This window comes from Agrobacterium tumefaciens (assembly GCF_017726655.1).
GTDB classification, from domain to species: Bacteria; Pseudomonadota; Alphaproteobacteria; order Rhizobiales; family Rhizobiaceae; genus Agrobacterium; species Agrobacterium tumefaciens_B.
The window spans coordinates 2713761-2735580 of record NZ_CP072308.1 but is presented as its reverse complement, the minus strand read 5'-3'; the positions used below and the strand labels follow the sequence as shown (position 1 = coordinate 2735580).

Sequence of the window (21820 nt, the reverse complement as noted above, 5' to 3'; positions counted from 1 at the left end):
AAGCCGGGCAATGGGGATTCGCCCGTGTGCAAATGAGCAGGATCGGTGTTCATGACGAGAATCACGATTGTCACAGATGCCTGGCACCCGCAGGTCAACGGCGTGGTTCGCTCGATTGAGAATACCAATACCGAACTTGCGCGGCTCGGCGTCGACGTGCGTATGGTGACGCCGCAGAGTTTCTACAGCATCCCCTGCCCCACCTATCCGGAAATCCGCCTGTCGGTCGCCGGTTATCGCCGCGTGGCGGCGGAGATCGAAAAAAGCCAGCCGTCCTTCGTGCATATTGCGACAGAAGGGCCGCTGGGCTTCATGGCGCGGCGATGGTGCGTGAAGAACCGCATGCGCTTTTCCACCAGCTACCACACCCGCTTTCCCGAATATGTGGCGGCGCGCTTTCCCGTACCGGAAAGCTGGCTTTATGCCTTCGTGCGCTGGTTCCACAATGGCGGCAACACCTGCATGGTGGCCACCCCGAGCCTCGAGACCGAACTGGAAGCCCGCGGCGTGCGCAACCTGAAACGCTGGAGCCGCGGCATCGACGCCGAACTTTTCCATCCCCGCCCGAAAACCAAGCTGCCTTTCGACCTGCCGAGACCGATTTTCATGACCGTAGGACGTGTGGCGGTGGAGAAGAACCTGCCGGAATTTCTCGACCTCGATCTGCCGGGTTCCAAGGTGGTGATTGGCGATGGCCCTGCCCGCCACGACTTGCAGGAAAAATATCCCGATGTTCTCTTCACCGGCATAAAGACCGGTGAGGACCTGGCCGATGCCTATGCCCAGGCCGATGTCTTCGTTTTCCCATCCAAGACGGACACCTTCGGCAACACCATTCTCGAAGCGCTGGCCAGCGGCGTGCCCGTCGCCGCCTTCCCCGTTACCGGACCGATCGACATTCTCGGCGGCAACCCGGCTGCCGGCGCTTTGGACAATAATCTGCGCAATGCCTGTCTGGCGGCGCTTCACTGCTCACCACAGGCAGCGCTTGCCCTTTCCAAAAGCTACAGCTGGGAAAAGGCCTCCAAACAATTCCTCGACAATGTCATCCATGCCGCCGGAAAATCTCTGCCGCTGCTGTCCCGTTCGCAGCTTGCCTGAAGGCAAGGCATCCCCGCTTTTTTTGCGCGGGGCCAGTGGACGAAACATGACGGGAATGTCACAAGGCGATCAGGACGCGACTGCCGTTATCTTTAGAACGGGGTCGGGCTGCTGATTGACGTCAGGCGGCTGCCGCGAGATTACGCTGGCCGTCCTTATTCCGACAAAACACGTTTACCAGGCGCCGACCAGCGACTGGCCCGTCAGCGGCACGACCCGTTCCTTTCCATCCCGGTCCTTGACCGAAAGAGATGCGGCCATCTGCTTGGGTGACTTGCGAAACCAGTTGGCGGCGACGCTTGCCATATCTCCGATCGCCGCCTGTTTGTGCCATTCGGCAAAGCGCCTGGCGGTTGCTTCCGGCTCCGAACGATAAAAGAAATCGCCGGATCGGCCGAGATCGTTAATGGATGCCGCCATGGCGGAGAGCGGTCGCTGGAACATTTTTGCCGGCACGGAAAGCGCGTCCCCGCCCTGCGAAAAGGCTGGCGCCATGAAATCGATCGCCCAGCCGTCGGCCTCGATCCAGCAGTGGAAATTTTCGCCCGCGCCCGTCACATAACCGTCGTCGCGATGATCCGCGAACAGGAGCACTTTTCCGCCCAGATTATAGGCCGCAAGCCCACCCTTCGGCACGGCCTTCACCTTGTAATGCTGCTGCAGGATGAACGCGCCGAAAGTGCTGAAATACATTGAGGCCGAAGCGGGATCGGCGTTCTGCGCCAGGAGCAGGCTGTTGATAACGCGGTAGATCCGCTGATAGTCGGTCTGCTTGATCAGCATGATTTTTACTCTTCAAAACAGGGCGTTGGATGAGCGTCCGCCGCTTGTTTCTTCTCCCCGAGGGGGAGAAGTCCGCGGCAGCGGGATGAGGGGGCAAGGGTCGTGAGATACGGCAACGTTGCCCCCTCATCCGACCCTTCGGGCCACCTTCTCCCCGGCGGGGAGAAGAAATATGCCGCATCGTTGCGCCCTAGAATCGAAGGCCGATCAACGCCGCTTCTTCGCCTTGCTCTCAAACGGATTGTCCGAGCCGCGATAATGCACGCGGATTGGCACGCCCGGCATATCGAAATCCTTGCGCAGGCCATTGACCAGATATCGCGTATAGCTCTCCGGAATAGCTTCCGGCCGGGTGCACGAAATCATGAAGGCGGGCGGGCGGGCCTTGACCTGCGTCATATATTTCAGCTTCAGGCGACGGCCGGAGACCGCCGGCGGCGGATGCTGCGTGGTCTGCGCGTCGAGCCAGCGGTTGAGACGGGCGGTCGAGATACGGCGGTTCCAGACCTTGTCCGTGTCGATGATGTTCTGCATCAGCCGGTCGAGACCATAACCCGTCTGGCCGGAGATCGGCACGGCACGAATGCCGCGCGCCTGCGGCAGGAGACGCTCGGTCTTTTCGCGCAGATCGGCCAGATAGGCCTGCGGGTCTTCCACCAGATCCCACTTGTTGAAGGCGAGCACGGCGGCGCGGCCTTCGCGGATGACGAGATCGACCAGTTGCAAATCCTGCTTTTCGAACGGGATGGTGCTGTCGAACACGATGACGACGGTTTCGGCGAAGCGGATCGAGCGTAGCGAATCCGCAACCGAGAGCTTTTCCAGCTTCTCCGTCACCTTGGCCTTACGGCGCATGCCGGCCGTATCGAACATCTTGATGGTGCGGCCGCGCCAGTCCCATTCGACGGAAATGCTGTCGCGGGTGATGCCGGCTTCGGGGCCGGTCAAAAGTCGGTCTTCGCCAAGGAAACGGTTGATCAGCGTCGACTTGCCCGCATTCGGCCGGCCGATAATGGCGACACGCAGCGGCTTGGTCTCGTCATAGACAGGCTCTTCGTCTTCATCGTCTTCGCTACCCGGCTCGCTGCGCGGCAAAACGATATCCGTTTCCGCCTCGTCCACCTCAGGCGGGAAGGCGACGTCTTCGCCGATTGCCTCGACGATGGCGTCGCGCAGGTCGATCATGCCCTGGCCGTGTTCCGCCGAGATCGGGCAAGGATCGCCAAGACCGAGCGTGAAGGCATCATAGAAACCGGCGTCGGAACCGCGCGCTTCGGACTTGTTGGCGACCAGCACCACCGGCTTGCCGCGGCGGCGCAGCATTTCCGCCAGCGTCTCGTCGGCCGGCGTCAGGCCTGCCTTGGCATCGACGACGAAGAGTGTCACGTCGGCGTCGTCGATCGCCGCTTCCGTCTGGGCCCACATGCGGCCCTGAAGCGTTTCCGGCCCGGATTGCTCCAGACCGGCGGTATCGATGATGGTGAAACGCAGGTCGACGAGTTTTGCCTCGCCCGGACGGCGGTCGCGGGTCACGCCCGGCGTGTCGTCCACCAGCGCCAGCTTCTTTCCGACGAGACGGTTGAAAAGCGTGGACTTGCCGACATTGGGGCGCCCGACTATGGCGACGGTGAAGCTCATTGATCCTGGTTCCTTAAAGCACGTCTGCCCAAAACGTTACCTGTTTTGGGCAAAGGACATGCGTAAAATAATGCGTTGGATCGCTTTGGCAATGCGAAGATTGTCGGCGCGATCTCGGGTTGGGCAGCGGCGTTAGGCAGCCTTGCCCGAAGCGGTGATGTTGTCGAGCATGATCTGCGCGCGGTTCGTCACATTGCGCGGCGCCTGCGTGTCGCTGATGATCTGCTCGAACCATTGCTTGGCCTTGGCGAAATCCCCAGCCTTATAGGCGGCAAGACCGAGCGCCTCGCGGGCGGAAGCCCGCATGGTCTGGCCATCGGTGCTGAGCGGCTCGGCAAGCGCAGCCACCTGCTCATAGGTGCCGTTATCGACCAGCAGCCAGGCGGCGCGCACCTTGGCGGTATCACGGAACACCTGCGGCGCGGAATTATCGTTGCCGATTGCCGTGAAGGCGGCAATAGCACCCGCCGCATCGCCCTTTTGGGACAGCAGCGTTGCCGAACGGAACTTCGCCAGAACGGGATAATTGCCGTGACCGGAGGTTTCGAGATCGGCAAACGCCTTCAGCGCCTCATCCGTCTTGTTTTCCGAAGCAAGCGTCAGGGCCGCCAGGAACTGATCGCCCGAATTGGAAGCGCGGCTGGTGTTCCAGTATTCGTAGATGCCGGCGCCGGCGGCACCGAGAACGACGAGAACGGCGGCGCCCACGACCACGATACCGTAACGGCCCCAGAAGCGCGACAGCTGCTCGGAGCGGATCTGCTCGTTCACTTCGCGGATAAAGGTATCATTCTCGTTTGCCATCAAATTCTCCGTTACCCGCGCGGAGATCGTTCCCGATCCATCCGTCCGCGGACATACCAAGCCGCTTACCCGGATCGGCAAAAGAAAGCCAACCGGGGTCATGGTCGGCCTTCTAGCCTATTTTGCCTGATATGTAAGGGGGAAACGTCGATTTCCTACATGGCGATAGGCTGAACGCCGATCAACCATTCGTGCAGTTTCAGGATGAAGGCGCCCCAGAGAACGATGCCACCCACAACGGCGACCAAATCATAGCGGCTTGAAACGAAGTCCCGCACGACTTTTTCGCCCGCCCGTTCCCGGAGCTTCAGCGAAATCCGCATCACCACGCCCCAGGCGAGGAATGCCACGAAAAGCAGGATGGAAGACGCTTCGCCATTGGCGAGAAGATGCGCAAGCGCCCAGATTTTGACGGCCAGAATGAGCGGATGTTTGGTCTTCGTTGCAATATGGCCAGCCGGGATAAGGCTGGCGACCAGACAGATCATCGCCAATAGCATCAGGGTCACGGCGATGTGGCTCATGAAGACGGGCGGATACCACACCATCCCGGTTTCCTGCCGCGCTTCGCCGAAAGCGTAGATGACAAGGCCGAGTGTGACGAGGCTGACGACGGAATACACGCCCTTGAACGGCCCCTCGCCCATCGCCGCAATCATGCGCGCGCGAAACTGCGGCGCGATTACCTTCAGAAGATGGGTGAGCAGGAACAAGACGAGACAGAGTGCGAGAAAAAGCATGGAACACGGCCCCCGAAGTGGAACGAAGCGGTTCAAATACCGCCGTCAAGAACAGGAATTAGGCTGAAAGTCATGAAAACGCCAGCCACTTCAAAGCTTCGCCTCATTCCGCCCGCAAAAGGCCACGGTGTTTCATATGACGGATGACTGATGTTTCGCCCACTTGCCGCCTTTTCCCTGTCGCTTCTCGGCGCCCTTCCCGCTTTTGCGCAAGAGGTGCAGAAGCCGAAGCAGCTCGTCATCGTCTCCTTCGACGGTGCGGGCGACAATACGCTGTGGGAAAGAAGCCGCGCGACGGCGAAAGAAGTCGGCGCGCATTTCACCTATTTCCTCGCCTGTACGCTGGTGATGGATCGCAAGACCAGCGCCAAGACCTATCAGGGACCAGGCCAGAAGGCCGGCCGCTCCAATGTCGGCTTCGGCCAATCACCAGAAGAGGTGGAGGCGAGGCTTAGAAACATCTGGGCCGCTCATCGCGAAGGCCACGAGATTGCCAACCACACCTGCGGCCATTTCGATGGCGGACAGTGGACCGCCGACCAATGGGACGGCGAATTCACCACCTTCACCAGCACGCTGGAAAACGCTTGGCAAATGATCGGCAAGAAGGGCGAGGAGCCCGAAGGCTGGCGCGAGATGGTGAAGAGGATCAACGGTTTTCGTGCGCCCTATCTCTCGCAGGGCTCGGCGCTTACGACAGCGCAGAAAAAGCACCGTTTCGTTTATGACGCCACCAGCATTACCAAGGGACCGGAATGGCCGGTGGAGCGTGATGGCATCCAGCATTTCGGCCTGCCGCTCATTCCGGAAGGTCCGGGCAACCGCCCCATTATCGCCATGGATTACAACCTCTTCATCCGCCACTCCATCGGCGTCGAAACGCCGGATCGCGCGAAAGAATTCGAGGAGCGCGCCTATACCGCCTTCCGCAACGCTTTCGACCGGCAATATAATGGCGAACGCATTCCCCTGCAGATGGGCTTTCACTTCGTGAAGATGAATGGCGGCGCCTATTGGAACGCCTATGAGCGGCTGCTGCGCGAGGTCTGCCAGAAGGACGATGTTGCCTGTGTCAGCTATGCCGAGGTGATGCCGATGATCGAGGCGCGCAGGAAGCTGAAGACCGAAGGGTAAATTCCTCATACTCTCCGGTTTGCGGCAAAGGTCAAGCACCCACGGCCGTCATGCCGGGCTTGACCCGGCATCCAGCGACGGCGCGTCTGCGCCGTGAAAGGTTCTTCGCGATCAAGTTCTTGATCGCACTGAGCCCCGGATCTGCTCCGGGGTGGCGGGTGCCTTTTCCATCAGGGCTTGTTCGCCGCCAGTTCGCCGGCTTCCGCTTCCCGCTGCAAATAGCGTTCATCAATGTCCGGCAGCGGCTTGTCGTCGATTGCCGCTTCAAAAGCTACAAGACGCTTGTGGATGGAAAGCAGTTCGATGATCGTCGTCCAGGAATTGACGAGATACTGGAACGAATTGCTGACCTGACCGAAGGCCGTGGCTATTTGCTGATAGATACCATAGGTGATCTTGCCGGCCACAATGGTGGGAACCAGCATCAGGAGCAGGAACACCGCATCGGCCTGAATGTAGAAATACCGCGCCACGTTGAAATAGAGATAGTGCCAATACATGCGGAAATAGTTCTTCCGCACATTGGAATAGAGCTCCTTCACTGTCGGCGGCTGGGCGCGGTCGGCGTGATCCTCGCCATAGACCAGTTCCTTACGATAGGCGGCTTCCACACGCTGGTTGCGGAAGTTCAGGCCGGGCAGCTTGATACCGACCGTCGCCAGCAGCACCGTCCCGAATATGGACCAGACGATCGCCAGCCAGAACAGTGCATGCGGCAATTCGCCAATGATCGGCAGTTCCGAGACATAGGAAGACAGCGCAAACAGGATCGGCAGGAAAACAACGAGTGTCATCACAGAATTGATCAGGGTGATGCCCAATGCCTCAAGCGTCGAGGAAAACCGCATCGTATCTTCCTGAACACGCTGGGAAGCACCTTCGATGTGGCGCAGCTTTTCCCACTTGGACATGTAGAAGTCGTTCATCGCGGTGCGCCAGCGGAAGATATAATGGCTGGTGAAGAAATCCGTGAGAATCGAAACGGCCATGCTGAGAAAGGCGATCTTGGCAAAGACGATTTGGAGACTGTAGAAATCCCAGACTTCAATACCCGGCTGTTTCGAAAGCGCGTTTTGCAGAAGGTCACCGAAAGGCCGGCGGAAATTGTTGATAACGACCGAAATCTGAACGCCGAAATAGGTCACTGCGATAATCAGCAACGATCCCCAGACGGACCAGTATTTCCAGGGATGATCCTTGGCGATAACGGTCCACACGCCGCCGAACGCCGCCAGGCACAATGCGAGATAGGCGTAAAAGAACAGGTTAGCCGGGACCAGGAAGTAGCTGAGATCGTAGGGTTCCTGTTCAGGCATTACATAGCCCCAAGACCGGCCTAACCCTTCAACGATGAAGTACCATCCGAGAATGGCGAAAAAAGCCCAGATAATGGCCGACGTGAAGAAGATTTTCGGTTTGGGAAAGAAGGAATGAAACACGTTGTTGGACTCACGCGCGTTTGAAATCAGCCATTATTGGCGAAGCACTAGATGGCCCGAACCTAGGGCAGAAATTTGTGCACAGCAACGGAGAAGCGCGGACCTTAACAAGATGTAAGGCGCGGATAGCTGGTGAATGTCCTAAAAACCTGGAAATGGGCGTCGTTCAAGACGGCCGGTCGCGCTTAAGCACCGGCAGCATCAGCAGAATACTGACGACAAGCATGGCGGAAGCGAGAATGCTGGGTGCGGTGAAACTGCCCGTCACCTCGGCAATCCAGCCGGCGGCGAGTGGCCCGACAATCTGGCCGGTGCCGAAAGCCGCCGTCATCAGCGCAAAGGCGCGACGCGGGCTCGGGCCGGCAAATTCACGGCCGAGCTGCAGGCCATAGGCGGTGATGACCATGAAGGTCAGCCCGAGAAGCAGGCCGCCGGCGAGCACGCCGATGACAGGCGGCAGCATGACCGAGGCGAAGACACCCACGGCCTCAACGGCGAGAACGATCACGAAAGCCCGCTTCACCCCCTGCGATTTCAGCACCGGTTTCCAGAGAAAGAGCGAAACGGCAGCGGCACAGCCGGTAATGAACCATGCCAGAAACTCCACGAAAGCGCCTGCGGCCGCCATGCGCGCAATCGCCACGATGAAGGTGGCGGTGATGACATAACCAAAACCGAAAAGCCCATAGGCCAGCGTCGTCAGAAACAGCGGCCGCGTCCAGTTGAGCGGCGGCTCCGCCGCTGAAGACGCATGCCGTGGCGGGCCTGCGGGCAGCACCCGGAAGACGAGAAGAAATGTAACGAAGGAAAAGACGGCCCCGGCGAACCACTCCTCCCTCCACGAAGACCCGCCCCCGTCAAAAATGACGCCGATCAGATAGACCGCCAGCGAGGAAATCGCGATACCGGCGCCCACGCCGCCGTAGTGCAGCGCCTGCACACTGTCCCTACCGGCTTTCGCGGCATGGCCGATGACGATCTGAGAGGTGAAGATCATGGTCGTCGCGCTGGCGACGCCCGCCAGAAACCGGATGACGGTGAAGGCAGCAACCGAGTTGAAGGCGGCCATGGCAAGCAGCAGCACAGCGGTGGAAAACAGGCCGCAAAGGGCAACCAGCCGCTCCCGTCCCGATCCCCAGGAAGAGGCGGCAAGAACAGCACCTGCGAGATAACCGGCGAAATTTCCAGCCGCGACAAATCCCGCATCCCCCGCCGAAAGCGGCACATCCGCCATCATGCCGGGCAGGATGGGGGTAAAGGAAAAACGGCCGAAACCCATGGCGGATGCCATCATGAGAGCCCCGGCAAGGCCGAGCGCGGTCAGATGTCTGGCGGAAAGTGGCTTGTCGATGCTCATGTTTGGCTTATCGCAACGAGGCGGATAAGGGACAAGCGAGTTATTTTGATCGGCGTTATAAGCGGTCTTTATCTGTCACACGGGGAGCGTCGGTGCGCTCCGAGGGTGCCGTGTATTCTTCTCCCCGAGGGGGAGAAGGTGGCCCGAAGGGTCGGATGAGGGGGAACGTTGTCGGACTTCGGAGAGCTCGCCCCCTCATCCCGCTGCCGCGGACTTCTCCCCGGTGGGAGAAGAAACAAGCGGTAGCCGCTCGCTCCGACGTCAGGATTAAGGGTGACGGAGGCAGGTGTAGCTGTCACTCCGCGAGCGTCAGCACCAGAGGCCCGTTCTTGGTCGCAACCACGGTGTGTTCATACTGCACCGTCGGCGCACTCGGATCGCTGTAGAGCGTCCACGGATCATCATCGCCATCTTCCGCCCAGTAAGCGCCCGTCGAAAGAAATGGCTCGACAGTGAACACCATGCCTTCCTGCATGATGCGGCGCTCGTCCTTGTCCGGCCAGGTCGCCAGTTCCTTCGGCTCCTCATGCAGCGAACGGCCAATGCCGTGGCTGGCGAGATTGGTGATCAGCGTGTAGCGGTTCTTTTTGGCAAAAGCACCGATCGCGTTGCCGATATCGGCAAAAGGCCTGCCGGTTTTCACCTGCTGCAAGCCTGTCCACATGGCGCGCTTGCCATCGCGGCACAGGCGCTCGATTTCCTTTCTGACAGGCGGCACGGCAAAAGACGAACCCGTGTCGCCGAAGAAGCCGTTCTTCACCGCCGAGACATCAATATTGACGAGATCGCCCGCCTTGATGATGCGAGGCCCCGGAATACCGTGGGCCACTTCCTCGTTGACGCTGATGCAGGTCGCACCGGGAAATTTGTAGCAGAATTCCGGAGCCGACTGCGCGCCGTTATCCTCCAGCACCTTGCGGCCGATTGCATCCAGCTCGGCCGTGGTGATGCCCGGTTCCAGCGCGTCCGCCATGGTCTGCATGGCAACGGCGCACAAACGGCCGATATCCTTCAGCAGATCCAGTTCTTCGTCGGTGGAAATGACCATATCTCTGTCCGTTATTCTGCATGGCGGGTCTGAAAACGCCCGCCCTGGTAATCATCAGGCCGTCGCTTTCACCGGATCGGCGCGCCCCGTCAATTCTTTTCTGACGATTGGAGCGACTTTCGTACCATAAAGCTCGATGCCGCGCATGATCTGGTCATGCGGCATCAGACCGATGGCCATCTGCAACAGGAAGCGATCATTCCTGAAGACGCCATGCGCCTTGATGATCTTTTCCGCCACCAGTTCCGGTTCGCCGAGGAAGAGATTGCCCTCCGGTCCGCGCGCCGCATCGAAATGCGCCCGGTTTGTCGGTCCCCAGCCGCGCTCGCGGCCGATGCGGTTCATCACTTCGGCCTGCGGCCCGTAAAACTGGTCCGCCGCCTTGTCGGTGGTGTCGGCGATGAAGCCGTGGACGTTGATGCTGGTGCGCAGTTTCATCTTTTCCTGCCCCGCCCGGCGTGCTGCCTCATGGTAGAGATCGAACAGCGGCGCAAACCGGCGATATTCGCCGCCGATGATGGCAAGAGCCACCGGCAGGCCCATGGCGCCGGCGCGCGCCACCGATTGCGGCGTGCCGCCCACCGCGATCCACACCGGCAGACGCTCCTGCAACGGACGCGGATAAACGCCACGACCATTGATCGCCGGATGTTTGGTCCCGGACCAGGTGACGATTTCCTGCTCCCGCAACGCCAGCAGCAGATCGAGCTTTTCGGCAAAGAGAACGCCGTAATCTTCGAGATCGTAACCGAAGAGCGGGTAGGACTCGATGAAGGAACCGCGCCCGGCCATGATCTCGGCACGACCGTTCGAGAGAAGATCGACGGTCGAGAACTGCTGGAATACCCGCACCGGATCATCGGAGCTCAGCACCGAAACCGCGCTCGTCAGGCGGATGTTCTTTGTCTTGACCGCGGCCGCCGCAAGCACGGTGGACGGGGAGGAGACGACATAATCGGGGCGGTGATGTTCACCCAGGCCGAACACATCGAGTCCGACCTGGTCGGCAAGTTCGATTTCCTCGAGCAGTTCCCGCAGGCGGCGCGCGCCTTCCGGCCCACGGCCATCGACGGGATTGGGATTGACATCCGCGAATGTGTAAAGACCGAGTTCCATTATCGATACCTCTGTTTTCCTGCCAAACAGATAGGCATGGAAAGGCTCGAAGACAAACGCAACATCTGCCGCAAAATCTGGATGCTTCGCGTCGAAAAAATCGATGGCCGCACCCGCACGAACCGCCTTGCGCGCTCAATCCTAAATGGCGATTGCCAGCCTGCCCCCTTTGGGCATAGGCTACTTAAATATGTGCGAAGTAATGCAAAAAGGGGACAGCATGCATCGGACAGTTATCGTGACAGGCTCCACAAGCGGCATCGGCCTTGGCATCGCGCAGAAATTTGCGCGGGAGGGCGCCAATATCGTGCTGAACGGCTTCGGCGACGAGGATGAAATCGAAAAACTGCGCCTGCTGCTGGAAGCCGAAAGTGGCGGGCGCGTGCTTTACCATCCCGCCGATATGACGAAACCGGACGAAATTGCCGACCTCATCAATTCCTCCCATGAAAAGCTCGGCTCGGTGGATGTGCTCATCAACAATGCCGGCATCCAGCACATCGCGCCCATCGAAGAATTCCCGACGGAAAAATGGGACTGGATCATCGCCATCAATCTGACCAGTTCCTTCCATACGATGCGCGCTGCGATACCGCTGATGAAGAAGGCCGGCAAAGGCCGCATCATCAACATTTCCTCGGCCCACGGTCTTGTCGCCTCGCCTTTTAAATCGGCCTATGTGGCGGCCAAACATGGCATCATGGGCCTGACGAAGACGGCGGCGCTCGAACTTGCCCAGACGGGCATCACTGTCAACTCCATCTGTCCGGGTTATGTGCTGACGCCACTGGTGGAAAAACAGATACCTGAGATGGCCAAGGTGCGCGGCATCAGCGAAGAGGCGGTCAAGAACGACGTGATGCTGGAATTGCAGGCGACCAAGCAGTTCGTCACAATCGATGACGTGGCAGCCGCTGCGCTCTTCTTGGCAAGCGACGCTGCGGGCAACATAACAGGCACCCATATTTCCGTGGATGGCGGCTGGACGGCGCAATAATTATCGGATTTTCTTTCCGTTATGGAAACAATGAATTTCGAAAACGGAAATCGATATGTGCGCATTAGCGTGCATAGATACATCAGGATAATCACAAGAAGCCGGGTTGGCAGCCGGCCAAAACGGCAGGGCATTGCATGAAAGACGCGATCAGCTTCATCCTCAACAGCGAAACCATCTCGCTTAAGGGTTTCGGACCGACCGACACGCTTCTCGATTACCTCCGCATCAGCAAGCGGCTGACCGGGACCAAGGAAGGCTGTGCGGAAGGCGACTGCGGCGCATGCACCGTGTTAGTCGGACGGCTGCTGGATGGTTCTCTGCGGTACGAAAGCGTCAATGCCTGTATCCGTTTTCTGGGCTCGCTGCATGGCACCCATATCGTCACGGTAGAGCATCTGGCCGCCCGCGACGGTACCTTGCACCCCGTGCAGCAGGCCATGGTGGATTTCCACGGCTCGCAATGCGGCTTCTGTACGCCGGGTTTCATCATGTCGCTTTATGGCCTGTGGATATCAAGCGAAAACCCCGGCCGCGCCGATATCGAAAAGGCGCTGCAAGGCAATCTCTGTCGATGCACTGGTTACGAGCCGATCGTGAAAGCCGCCGAAAAAATCGCTGCCGCACGCCCGAGCGCGCTGTTCGACCCGCTGCAACGCGACCGCACGGATATCATGGCAAGGCTCTGGGCCGTCCGCGAAAACGAGACGATCACCGTCGTCAGAGGTGAGGATCGCACGATTATTCCGGCGACGCTTTCCGACCTGACGGAGATTTACGCCGCCGAACCGAAGGCCACCATAGTTGCCGGCTCCACAGATGTCGGCCTGTGGGTGACGAAGCAGATGCGGGCGCTGAACCCCGTCATCTTCATCAACAATCTCGGGGATCTGCAAACAGTCACCGTGGGCGAAGACGGCATCACGCTCGGCGCAGGCGTCACCTACAGCCAGGCGTTCAAGACCATTGCAGAGCATTTCCCGCCGCTTGCCCGGCTGTTCGACCGTCTCGGCGGCGAGCAGGTGCGCAATATGGGCACGATCGGCGGCAACATCGCCAATGGCTCGCCCATCGGCGACACACCACCGGCACTGATCGCGCTCGGGGCCACGCTCACCCTGCGCTCCCCGTCCGGCAATCGCAGCCTGCCGCTGGAAAGCTATTTCATCGATTACGGCAAGCAGGACCGGCTGAGCGGCGAATTCGTCGAAAAGCTTTTCATTCCGTTCCAGAAGCCGGAAAGCCATTACGCCGTCTACAAGATTTCCAAGCGCCGGGACGAGGATATTTCTGCGCTGTGTGGGGCTTTCCATCTGACGCTTGATGCTGAGGGCGTCGTTGAAGACATCCGCATCGCCTTTGGCGGCATGGCCGGCACGCCGAAACGGGCCGCGCATCTGGAGGCGGCGCTTCTCGGTAAAGCCTGGTCACAGGAAACAATCGATGCCGCGCGCGATGCGCTGGACGAGGATTTTACACCGTTGACCGACTGGCGTGCGACGGCCGAATATCGGCAACTCACGGCCAAGAATTTGCTGACACGGTTTTTCCTCGAGACATCAGGGGAAAAGCAGGAACTTGCCCGCTTCTCGCTGGAGGAGGCTTGAACCATGGACACCACGAGCTTCGACAAGACCAAGACCGAAATCGACGGCCCGATGCACACCTCGCTCCGGCACGATTCCGCCCACAAGCATGTGACGGGCAGCGCCGAATATATCGACGATATTCCCGAACCCGCCGGACTGATCCACGGTGCACTCGGCCTTGCCGACCGTGCCCATGCGGAAATCCTCTCGATGGACCTGTCCGAGGTCGAAGCCACACCGGGCGTGCTTTGGGTGATGACGGGAAAAGACGTGCCCGGCGAGAACGACATTTCGTCCGGCGGCCGCCACGACGAACCTTTGCTGGCCGAAACAAAGGTCGAGTTCCACGGACAGCCGATCTTCGCGGTCTTTGCCGAAACCCGCGACATCGCCAGAAAGGCGGCTCGCAAGGCGAAGATTACTTACAAGGATCTGCCGTATTTCACCGATATCGATACGGCGATTGAAAATGGCGGCGCGCTCGTCATCGACCCGATGACGCTGAAGCGTGGCGATGCCAAGATCGAAATGGATGTCGCACCCCGCCGCCTTACCGGCACGATGCGCATTGGCGGACAGGAACATTTTTACCTCGAAGGCCATATCGCCATGGCGGTGCCGGGCGAAGACGACGATGTAACGGTCTGGAGCTCCACCCAGCATCCGAGCGAAATCCAGCACATCGTCAGCCACATCCTGCAGGTGCCATCCAATGCCGTCACCGTGCAGGTCCGCCGCATGGGCGGCGGTTTCGGCGGCAAGGAAACGCAGGGCAACCAGTTCGCAGCGCTCTGCGCCATCGCCGCCAAAAAGCTGAACCGGGCCGTGAAAATCCGTCCGGACCGCGACGAGGACATGACGGCGACAGGCAAGCGCCATGATTTCCGCGTCGATTACGAACTGGGCTTCGATGACGAAGGCCGCATCCACGCCGTCGATGCCACCTATGCCGCCCGCTGCGGTTTTTCCTCCGATCTATCCGGGCCGGTCACCGACCGCGCGCTGTTCCATGCCGACTCCAGCTATTTCTACCCGCATGTGCATCTTACCTCGCGACCGCTCAAAACCCACACGGTCTCAAACACCGCTTTTCGCGGTTTTGGCGGCCCGCAGGGCATGCTGGGTGCGGAACGTTTCATCGAAGAAATCGCTTATGCCGTCGGCAAAGACCCGCTCGATATCCGCAAGCTGAATTTCTACGGCGAGACCGGCTCCGGCCGCACCACGACGCCCTATCATCAGGAAGTCGAGGACAACATCATCGCCCGCGTCGTCGAAGAGCTGGAGACGTCAAGCGACTATCGCGCACGACGTGAAGCAATTATCGCGTTCAACAAAACGAGCCCGATCATCCGCAAGGGCATCGCACTCACCCCTGTCAAATTCGGCATCTCCTTCACCATGACCGCCTTCAACCAGGCGGGCGCGCTGGTGCACATTTATAATGACGGCTCCATCCATCTGAACCATGGCGGCACCGAAATGGGCCAGGGCCTCTACACCAAGGTGGCGCAGGTGGTGGCCGATGCCTTCCAGGTGGATATCAACAGGGTGAAAATAACAGCCACAACCACAGGCAAGGTGCCGAACACATCAGCCACCGCCGCCTCCTCTGGCACCGACCTTAACGGCATGGCCGCCTATGACGCCGCCCGCCAGATTCGCGAGCGGCTGATCAAATTCGCCGCCGAGAACTGGAACGTACCGGAAGAGGACGTCGTCTTCCTGCCGAACCGCGTTCGCATCGGCCTTGAGGAAATCGCCTTCAACGATTTCATCAAAAAAGCCTATTTCGCCCGCGTGCAGCTTTCCGCCGCCGGTTTTTATAAGACGCCGAAAATCCACTGGGATCGCGCCGCGGGGCGCGGCACGCCGTTTTATTATTTCGCTTACGGTGCGGCCTGCTCGGAAGTGTCGATCGACACCTTGACTGGCGAATACCTGATGGAACGCACCGATATCCTCCACGATGTGGGCAAATCGCTCAATCCAGCCATCGATATCGGCCAGATCGAAGGCGCCTTCGTGCAGGGCATGGGCTGGCTGACGACGGAGGAATTGTGGTGGGACGGCAAGGGGCGGCTGCGCACCCACGCACCTTCCACCTACAAAATCCCACTCGCCTCCGACCGGCCGAAGAGCTTCAACGTCAGGCTGGCGGAATGGTCGGAAAATGCCGAACCCACCATCGGCCGCTCCAAGGCCGTGGGCGAACCGCCCTTCATGCTGGCCATCTCGGTTCTCGAAGCGCTCTCCATGGCAGTCGCTTCCGTGGCCGATTACAAGGTTTGTCCGCGGCTTGACGCGCCAGCGACGCCGGAGCGGGTGCTGATGGCGGTGGAACGGCTGAAAAAGGTTTGAGGGAGGGCGTATCCATGCGGCCGAGCCCCCTCATCCGACCCTTCGGGCCACCTTCTCCCCGGCGGGGAGAAGAAATGTGCCTCGCCGCCTCACCCTTCCTGCAAGCACGTAAGGTGGACGGAGCCAGCGCTCCGGGTTTCTTCTCCCCGCCGGGGAGAAGGTGGCGCGCAGCGCCGGATGAGGGGGCCAGCACCCATGCCTGACACCTCCTTACCCTCTTTCCTCGCCCGCTCCACCCCCACAATACTCGTGGAAATCGAAGCCGTGAAAGGCTCGTCGCCGCGCGAGGCTGGCACCTTCATGCTGGTCACCCAGGAGACCATCTGGGAAACCATCGGCGGCGGCCAGTTCGAATATATGGCGATAGACCACGCCCGCGCCATGCTGCGCAGCGGTGCTGCCGAGGATCACATGGATATTCCGCTCGGCCCGGAAATCGGCCAGTGCTGCGGCGGCCGCACCCTCATCCGCTTCCGGCTGGTCACGACGGAGATCGCGGCGGCGCTTGAGGCAAGGCTGAAAGGCGAAGCTGAGCAACAGCCGGCCGTCTTCATTTTTGGCGCCGGCCATGTGGGCAAGGCGCTGGCCGAAGCCCTGTCGCTGCTGCCACTGTCCCTGACCGTGGTCGAGACCCGTGAAAACGAGCTGCGCGATCTTCCGTCGGCAGTGGTGTCCATACTCACCCCCATGCCGGAAGCACTCGTTGCGAAAATTCCGGCTCATGGCGCAGTGATCATCGTCACTCACGACCACGCACTCGATTTCCTCATCGCGAAGGAAGCGCTCGCCCGCGAGGATCTTGCCTATGTCGGCATGATCGGTTCGAAGACCAAGCGCGCCACCTTTGCCCATTGGCTGGAGCGGGAGGGCGAGCCTAATTGCCGCCTCGCCAAACTCATCCTGCCCATCGGCGGCAGCAGCGTCAGGGACAAGCGTCCCGCCGTCATAGCGGCCCTTGTGGCAGCCGAGTTGCTTCAAGCGCTTTTTGCCACCGAAACCGGGCATCGCCACAAAAACCAGCCCGCCCATCTTTAAGGCCAAGATCGCGTTTCAACACATCCGGCAGGCTGTCGTCTGCCAGATTGTCGGTGCGAAGGCTTTGATAGGCGAAATTTTCCACTCTCCCCAGACCCGCGCGCAGGCGGGACCACGCGCGCCAGATTGCCGTGCGCATGTTCGTCTCCATCGTTGATTTTCAGAAGTTCATTTTATCTGTCTGAGTAAAAATGCCTTGATTTCCTGGCGGAAACCAATGAAACCTTTGCACGGACACATAAAGAGAGATTATCCATGAAAATGTCACGGCAGTTTCCCCTGAATGCCCTGCGTGTGTTCGACGCCGCAGCCAGGCATCTGAGCTTCACCAAGGCTGGCGAAGAGTTGGGCATGACGCAGACGGCGGTGAGCTATCAGGTGAAACTGCTGGAGGAGAATATTGGCGAGCCGCTTTTTGTCAGAAAGGCGCGGCAGGTTTCCTTGACGGAGGCTGGACAGAGGCTTGCACCCAAAGTCGCGGATGCCTTCAACACGTTGCGGGAGGCGGTCGATAATGTGCGCGATACATCAGACACGACGCTGACGATCCATTCCACTGCCACCTTTGCCTCACGCTGGCTCTCGCGGCATCTCGGCGCTTTCCAGCTCGAGCATCCCTCCATCGCGGTCAGGCTGGAGACATCGGGGACACTGATCGACTTCAGCCAGTCGGACTGCGATGTCGCCATTCGCTGGAGCAGCGATGACGGCAAGGGGCTGATCTATCATCGATTGCTGCGCGGCGTTTATACACCGATGCTTCACCCTGCCCTCGCCGAAAGCATCGGCGGCCTGCACAAGCCGGAAGACCTGCTGCGCCTACGCATCATCGATCCCGGCGATATCTGGTGGAGCCAGTGGTTCAAGGAAGTCGGCATCGAAAATCCGGGGCTTGACCGTTACCCGCGTAGCCGCCTCAATGTGCAGGCCTTTGAAGCCGCCGCGGCGATCGCCAGCCAGGGTGTCGCCATGCTGACCCCTGAGCTTTACGCGGACGAGGTGGCGCTTGGCCGGCTTTACCAGCCGTTTGAGCACCTCAGCACCGAGGGCAAGAACTACTGGCTCGTCTACCCCGAAAACCGCCGGAACATCCGGAAGATCAAGCTGTTTCGCGACTGGATATTGAAGCGCATCGAAGAAAGCCGCCCGTCGACTCAATACCCCATATCAGGTGCATAAAAGCAGCGCGGCGTATCCTCGTCCGGAAACAGACACAGATGATATTCGCCGTCCTCGGATCGACGTGCCTGGCTCTGCGACCAGTTGAACACGTGGCGTCGCGTGACCATGCGGTGATCGCCGGGCGCAAGCGAGACCTCGTAACCATCAGACGTCACCCGAACGCTGCGTGTGGGAATCATCTGGCAGTCGCCGGTTTCGGCATCGCCGTTGCAGCAGTAGCTTTCATATTTGAATCCCTTGTGGGATTCATGGGCCAGCGCGGTGGCGCTGAATGCAAAAAGCAGAAAAAGAACCGTCAGAACAAGGCGCATCGGCACGGTCTCCGTTGAAAACAACGGCGGCAGCCGGAAGGTCATTGCGTCCCTTAACTTAAAATCTCATGGCACTCACACCCGGACACAACGGCACCGGGAACTGCGACACCTGCCCCCTGATCTGCTCCGCCCAGGGTTCGCAGCGCCCGCTTTCGGAAGAACCGCCAGCGAAACATGTCATGGGAGCCACGCGCGTGGGCGCGAAGTCCACAGCCTGATATTTTAGCACACCGGAAGGCTGCACAAACCATAATAGCTGAGTCGCCTTAGCCAGCTAAGCACAAACTCACCGGCCGACATACCTCCTCCAAGTTCACAAAGCCCAGTCATCGGGCTGAAACGAATCGAGGGAGGATTGCAGACACATCTCCGCTGCATTGTGAACAATCTCTGCCCGATCACTGCTTGCCCCTTCCCTAAAGGCTAAAATTCTCGCAAGGTGCGCTGCACAAGGATCAGGGGAACCGCATGTACGAATATGCCATTGCGTGGGAATGGATGGCCTTTGCCGTCCGCTGGCTCCACGTCATCACCGCCATCGCCTGGATTGGCTCGTCCTTCTATTTCATCGCGCTCGATCTCGGGCTGGTCAAACGGGCGCATCTGCCGCCGGGGGCCTATGGCGAGGAATGGCAGGTGCATGGCGGGGGCTTTTATCACATCCAGAAATATCTGGTCGCCCCTGCCCAGATGCCCGAACACCTGACATGGTTCAAATGGGAAAGCTACGTCACCTGGCTGTCCGGCTTCGCCATGCTCTGTATTGTCTATTATGGCGGCGCGGACCTGTTCCTCATCGACCATTCCGTGCTGGCGCTTACCCAGTTCCAGGCCATCGCCCTGTCTCTGGCCTCGCTCGCCATCGGCTGGCTGTTTTATGATTTTCTCTGCAAATCGCCGCTCGGCAACAATACTTGGGGCCTGATGATCGTGCTTTATGTCGCGCTGGTGGCGATGGCATGGGGTTACACGCAGGTCTTCACCGGCCGTGCCGCCTTCCTGCATCTGGGTGCGTTTACCGCCACCATCATGTCGGCAAACGTCTTCTTTATCATCATCCCGAACCAGAAGATCGTTGTCGCCGATCTCATTGCCGGACGCACGCCGGACCCGAAATATGGCCGCATCGCCAAGCAGCGTTCGCTGCACAACAACTACCTGACGCTGCCCGTCATCTTCTTCATGCTGTCGAACCATTATCCGCTGGCTTTTGCCACGCAGTTCAACTGGATCATCGCCGCACTGGTGTTCCTGATGGGCGTCACCATCCGCCACTGGTTCAACACCACCCATGCCCGCAAGGGCAAGCCGACATGGACATGGCTTCTCACCGCCCTCATCTTCATTGTCATCATGTGGCTTTCCACCGTGCCGAAGGTGCTGACCGGCGAAGAGGAGCAGAAGGCCGCCACCCTCTCCCCCATGCAGCAGCAATTCGTCAGCGATGCCCATTTTACCAAGGCGCGTGATGTGGTTCAGGGCCGCTGTTCCATGTGCCATGCCGCCGAGCCGGTGTGGGAAGGCGTGCCCTTCACACCGAAATCGGTGAAGCTCGAAACCGACGAACAGATCGGCGCCCACGCGCGCGAAATCTATTTGCAAGCCGGCCGCAGCCATGCCATGCCTCCGGGCAACATCACCGCCATCACCCCGGATGAGCGCAAGGTGCTGACCGCCTGGTATGAAAGTGCGGTGTCCGGGGCTGGAAAAGCCGAAGGAAAGACTGAATGAGCCTGGTTCTGCTGCGTGGCCGCCTGCTGAGCTTCCGCCGCGCGCCGCTCGCAATCGATGATACGCAAAGCTATCTCTATATCGAAGATGGCGGCCTGCTTCTCGAAAACGGCAAGATCGCCGCCATCGGCGAATACGCCGATATCCGTAAGACAGCACCCGAAGACGTCGAGGAAAAGGACCACCGCCCGCATCTCATCGTGCCCGGCCTCATCGACATGCACCTGCATTTCCCGCAGATGCAGGTCATCGGCTCCTATGCCGCCAACCTGCTGGAATGGCTGAACACCTATACCTTCCCGGAAGAGTGCCGTTTCGTTGAAAGCGCGCATGCTCAACGCATCGCCACACACTTCTACGACGAGCTTCTGCGCCACGGCACGACAACCGCCGCCGCCTATTGCTCCGTGCACAAGACCTCCGCCGACGCCTTTTTCACTGAAGCCATGAAGCGCAACATGCTGATGGTCGGCGGCAAGGTGATGATGGACCGCAACGCCCCGCAGGGCCTGCTGGACACGCCGGAAACCTCCTATGACGAGACGCGCGCCGTCATCGCCGACTGGCACGGCAAGGGCCGCAACCACGTCGCCATCACCCCACGCTTCGCCATCACCTCCACACCGAAGCAGATGGAAGCCGCACAGGCGCTGGCGCAGGAATTTCCCGATCTCTTCATCCAGACGCATCTGTCCGAAAACCTGGACGAGATCAAATATACCTGCGAACTTTACCCCGAAGCGACCGACTATACCGACATCTATGTGCGCTACGGTCTGATGGGCAAAAAGACCCTGCTCGGCCATGCCATTCACCTCTCTGACCGCGAGGCGGATGTGCTGTCGGAAACCGGCGCGGTGGCAGTGCATTGCCCCACCTCAAACCTCTTCATCGGCTCCGGCCTCTTCCCGATGAAAAAACTGCAACGGCGCGAAAAGCCTGTTCGTATCGCCGTCGCCACCGATATCGGCGGCGGATCGAGCTATTCCATGCTGCGCACCATGGACGAGGCCTACAAGATCCAACAATTGCTGGGCGAACGTCTCAACCCGCTGGAAAGCTGGTATCTGATGACGCGCGGCAATGCCGAAGCGCTCTCCATGGTCGACCGCATCGGCACGCTGGAAGCCGGCACGGATGCCGACATCACGGTGCTGAACGCCTCCTCGACGTCAGCCATGGCCCTGAAGATGGAAGTGGTGAAAAGCCTCACCGAAGAACTCTTCCTGATGCTGACCATGGGCGACGACCGCACAGTGGTAGAGACCTATGTGGCCGGCAAGCCGATGAAGAGCGTGCTGGCATAGTTCGGTTTGGGCCGAAACATATAGCTGCTAACTTGTTTATATCCGTCACATATTGGATCGAGCGTGTGCCGCCTCTTTCTTCTCCCCGCCGGGGAGAAGGTGGCCCGAAGGGTCGGATGAGGGGGCGACGTTTGCAGGATTTCG

Annotated in this window: 18 protein-coding genes; 9 read left to right on the top strand and 9 right to left on the bottom strand. The window is 59.7% G+C overall.

All coding sequences use genetic code 11. The features are described from left to right. The first annotated feature begins 51 nt into the window (after nt 1-51). Nucleotides 52-1101 (top strand): glycosyltransferase family 4 protein, encoded by a 1050-nt coding sequence (locus AT6N2_RS13375; protein ID WP_209087373.1) that lies wholly within the window; start codon nt 52-54, stop codon nt 1099-1101. 174 nt (nt 1102-1275) lie between these two features. Here AT6N2_RS13375 and AT6N2_RS13370 read toward each other — a convergent pair whose 3' ends face one another. The 4 genes from AT6N2_RS13370 to AT6N2_RS13355 all read right to left on the bottom strand — a co-directional run bounded on the left by AT6N2_RS13370 (nt 1276) and on the right by AT6N2_RS13355 (nt 5066). Continuing rightward, nucleotides 1276-1884 (bottom strand): DUF2026 family protein, encoded by a 609-nt coding sequence (locus tag AT6N2_RS13370; RefSeq protein WP_144577158.1) that lies wholly within the window; start codon nt 1882-1884, stop codon nt 1276-1278. A gap of 207 nt (nt 1885-2091) precedes the next feature. Next, nucleotides 2092-3522, bottom strand: a complete 1431-nt coding sequence (der, locus tag AT6N2_RS13365; protein ID WP_045532099.1) for a ribosome biogenesis GTPase Der — start codon at nt 3520-3522, stop codon at nt 2092-2094. A gap of 132 nt (nt 3523-3654) precedes the next feature. Beyond that, nucleotides 3655-4326, bottom strand: coding sequence for a tetratricopeptide repeat protein (locus AT6N2_RS13360; RefSeq protein WP_063950738.1), 672 nt, complete (start codon nt 4324-4326; stop codon nt 3655-3657). Between the two features lie 155 nt (nt 4327-4481). After that, complete coding sequence (locus tag AT6N2_RS13355; protein ID WP_209087371.1) at nt 4482-5066, bottom strand: NnrU family protein; 585 nt, start codon at nt 5064-5066, stop codon at nt 4482-4484. A 150-nt stretch (nt 5067-5216) separates the two neighbouring features. On the opposite strand from AT6N2_RS13355, the gene AT6N2_RS13350 reads away from it, so the two are divergent. Further along, nucleotides 5217-6200, top strand: coding sequence for a polysaccharide deacetylase family protein (locus AT6N2_RS13350; protein ID WP_209087368.1), 984 nt, complete (start codon nt 5217-5219; stop codon nt 6198-6200). Nucleotides 6201-6370: 170 nt separating this feature from the next. Here AT6N2_RS13350 and sbmA read toward each other — a convergent pair whose 3' ends face one another. The 4 genes from sbmA to AT6N2_RS13330 all read right to left on the bottom strand — a co-directional run bounded on the left by sbmA (nt 6371) and on the right by AT6N2_RS13330 (nt 11160). Beyond that, on the bottom strand, nt 6371-7639 hold the full coding sequence (gene sbmA, locus AT6N2_RS13345) for a peptide antibiotic transporter SbmA (protein ID WP_209087366.1): 1269 nt from the start codon (nt 7637-7639) through the stop codon (nt 6371-6373). 166 nt (nt 7640-7805) lie between these two features. Next, nucleotides 7806-8996, bottom strand: coding sequence for an MFS transporter (locus AT6N2_RS13340; RefSeq protein ID WP_209087364.1), 1191 nt, complete (start codon nt 8994-8996; stop codon nt 7806-7808). Between the two features lie 295 nt (nt 8997-9291). After that, on the bottom strand, nt 9292-10044 hold the full coding sequence (gene map, locus AT6N2_RS13335; RefSeq protein ID WP_063950743.1) for a type I methionyl aminopeptidase: 753 nt from the start codon (nt 10042-10044) through the stop codon (nt 9292-9294). Between the two features lie 54 nt (nt 10045-10098). After that, nucleotides 10099-11160: an LLM class flavin-dependent oxidoreductase gene (locus tag AT6N2_RS13330; RefSeq protein ID WP_209087362.1), complete on the bottom strand. Its 1062-nt coding sequence runs from the start codon at nt 11158-11160 to the stop codon at nt 10099-10101. Nucleotides 11161-11380: 220 nt separating this feature from the next. On the opposite strand from AT6N2_RS13330, the gene AT6N2_RS13325 reads away from it, so the two are divergent. From AT6N2_RS13325 to AT6N2_RS13305, 5 genes are all read left to right on the top strand, one after another. Then, nucleotides 11381-12157: a 3-hydroxybutyrate dehydrogenase gene (locus AT6N2_RS13325; protein WP_144577147.1), complete on the top strand. Its 777-nt coding sequence runs from the start codon at nt 11381-11383 to the stop codon at nt 12155-12157. Nucleotides 12158-12294: 137 nt separating this feature from the next. Then, nucleotides 12295-13764 carry a xanthine dehydrogenase small subunit gene (gene xdhA, locus AT6N2_RS13320; protein ID WP_209087360.1) on the top strand — a complete coding sequence of 490 codons (1470 nt, stop codon included), beginning with the start codon at nt 12295-12297 and terminating at the stop codon, nt 13762-13764. A gap of 3 nt (nt 13765-13767) precedes the next feature. After that, nucleotides 13768-16107, top strand: a complete 2340-nt coding sequence (gene xdhB, locus AT6N2_RS13315) for a xanthine dehydrogenase molybdopterin binding subunit (RefSeq protein WP_209087358.1) — start codon at nt 13768-13770, stop codon at nt 16105-16107. 195 nt (nt 16108-16302) lie between these two features. Then, entirely contained in the window at nt 16303-17142 is an 840-nt protein-coding gene (xdhC, locus tag AT6N2_RS13310) for a xanthine dehydrogenase accessory protein XdhC (protein WP_186376805.1), read from the top strand. A gap of 255 nt (nt 17143-17397) precedes the next feature. Continuing rightward, nucleotides 17398-18321 carry a LysR substrate-binding domain-containing protein gene (locus AT6N2_RS13305; protein ID WP_144577144.1) on the top strand — a complete coding sequence of 308 codons (924 nt, stop codon included), beginning with the start codon at nt 17398-17400 and terminating at the stop codon, nt 18319-18321. On the opposite strand, the gene AT6N2_RS13300 is transcribed toward AT6N2_RS13305, so the two are convergent. Then, nucleotides 18297-18635, bottom strand: a complete 339-nt coding sequence (locus AT6N2_RS13300; protein ID WP_006699610.1) for a hypothetical protein — start codon at nt 18633-18635, stop codon at nt 18297-18299. The two genes, AT6N2_RS13305 and AT6N2_RS13300, sit on opposite strands and share 25 nt — an antisense overlap. Before the next feature lie 471 nt (nt 18636-19106). On the opposite strand from AT6N2_RS13300, the gene puuD reads away from it, so the two are divergent. Continuing rightward, complete coding sequence (gene puuD / locus AT6N2_RS13295; protein WP_209087356.1) at nt 19107-20369, top strand: urate hydroxylase PuuD; 1263 nt, start codon at nt 19107-19109, stop codon at nt 20367-20369. Continuing rightward, a complete protein-coding gene (guaD, locus tag AT6N2_RS13290) occupies nt 20366-21676 on the top strand; it encodes a guanine deaminase (RefSeq protein ID WP_209087354.1) in 1311 nt (436 codons plus the stop codon). The genes puuD and guaD overlap by 4 nt, the downstream gene beginning before the upstream one ends. Nucleotides 21677-21820: the final 144 nt, after the last annotated feature.

Coding starts and splice junctions, on each gene's coding strand:
- AT6N2_RS13340 (WP_209087364.1), bottom strand. CDS start 8,996: ATGAGCATCGACAAGCCACTTTCCGCCAGACATCTGACCGCGCTCGGC.
- der (WP_045532099.1), bottom strand. CDS start 3,522: ATGAGCTTCACCGTCGCCATAGTCGGGCGCCCCAATGTCGGCAAGTCC.
- AT6N2_RS13355 (WP_209087371.1), bottom strand. CDS start 5,066: ATGCTTTTTCTCGCACTCTGTCTCGTCTTGTTCCTGCTCACCCATCTT.
- xdhA (WP_209087360.1), top strand. CDS start 12,295: ATGAAAGACGCGATCAGCTTCATCCTCAACAGCGAAACCATCTCGCTT.
- AT6N2_RS13305 (WP_144577144.1), top strand. CDS start 17,398: ATGAAAATGTCACGGCAGTTTCCCCTGAATGCCCTGCGTGTGTTCGAC.
- AT6N2_RS13350 (WP_209087368.1), top strand. CDS start 5,217: ATGTTTCGCCCACTTGCCGCCTTTTCCCTGTCGCTTCTCGGCGCCCTT.
- AT6N2_RS13300 (WP_006699610.1), bottom strand. CDS start 18,635: ATGCGCCTTGTTCTGACGGTTCTTTTTCTGCTTTTTGCATTCAGCGCC.
- AT6N2_RS13375 (WP_209087373.1), top strand. CDS start 52: ATGACGAGAATCACGATTGTCACAGATGCCTGGCACCCGCAGGTCAAC.
- xdhB (WP_209087358.1), top strand. CDS start 13,768: ATGGACACCACGAGCTTCGACAAGACCAAGACCGAAATCGACGGCCCG.
- map (WP_063950743.1), bottom strand. CDS start 10,044: ATGGTCATTTCCACCGACGAAGAACTGGATCTGCTGAAGGATATCGGC.
- AT6N2_RS13330 (WP_209087362.1), bottom strand. CDS start 11,160: ATGGAACTCGGTCTTTACACATTCGCGGATGTCAATCCCAATCCCGTC.
- AT6N2_RS13370 (WP_144577158.1), bottom strand. CDS start 1,884: ATGCTGATCAAGCAGACCGACTATCAGCGGATCTACCGCGTTATCAAC.
- AT6N2_RS13325 (WP_144577147.1), top strand. CDS start 11,381: ATGCATCGGACAGTTATCGTGACAGGCTCCACAAGCGGCATCGGCCTT.
- puuD (WP_209087356.1), top strand. CDS start 19,107: ATGTACGAATATGCCATTGCGTGGGAATGGATGGCCTTTGCCGTCCGC.
- guaD (WP_209087354.1), top strand. CDS start 20,366: ATGAGCCTGGTTCTGCTGCGTGGCCGCCTGCTGAGCTTCCGCCGCGCG.
- AT6N2_RS13360 (WP_063950738.1), bottom strand. CDS start 4,326: ATGGCAAACGAGAATGATACCTTTATCCGCGAAGTGAACGAGCAGATC.
- xdhC (WP_186376805.1), top strand. CDS start 16,303: ATGCCTGACACCTCCTTACCCTCTTTCCTCGCCCGCTCCACCCCCACA.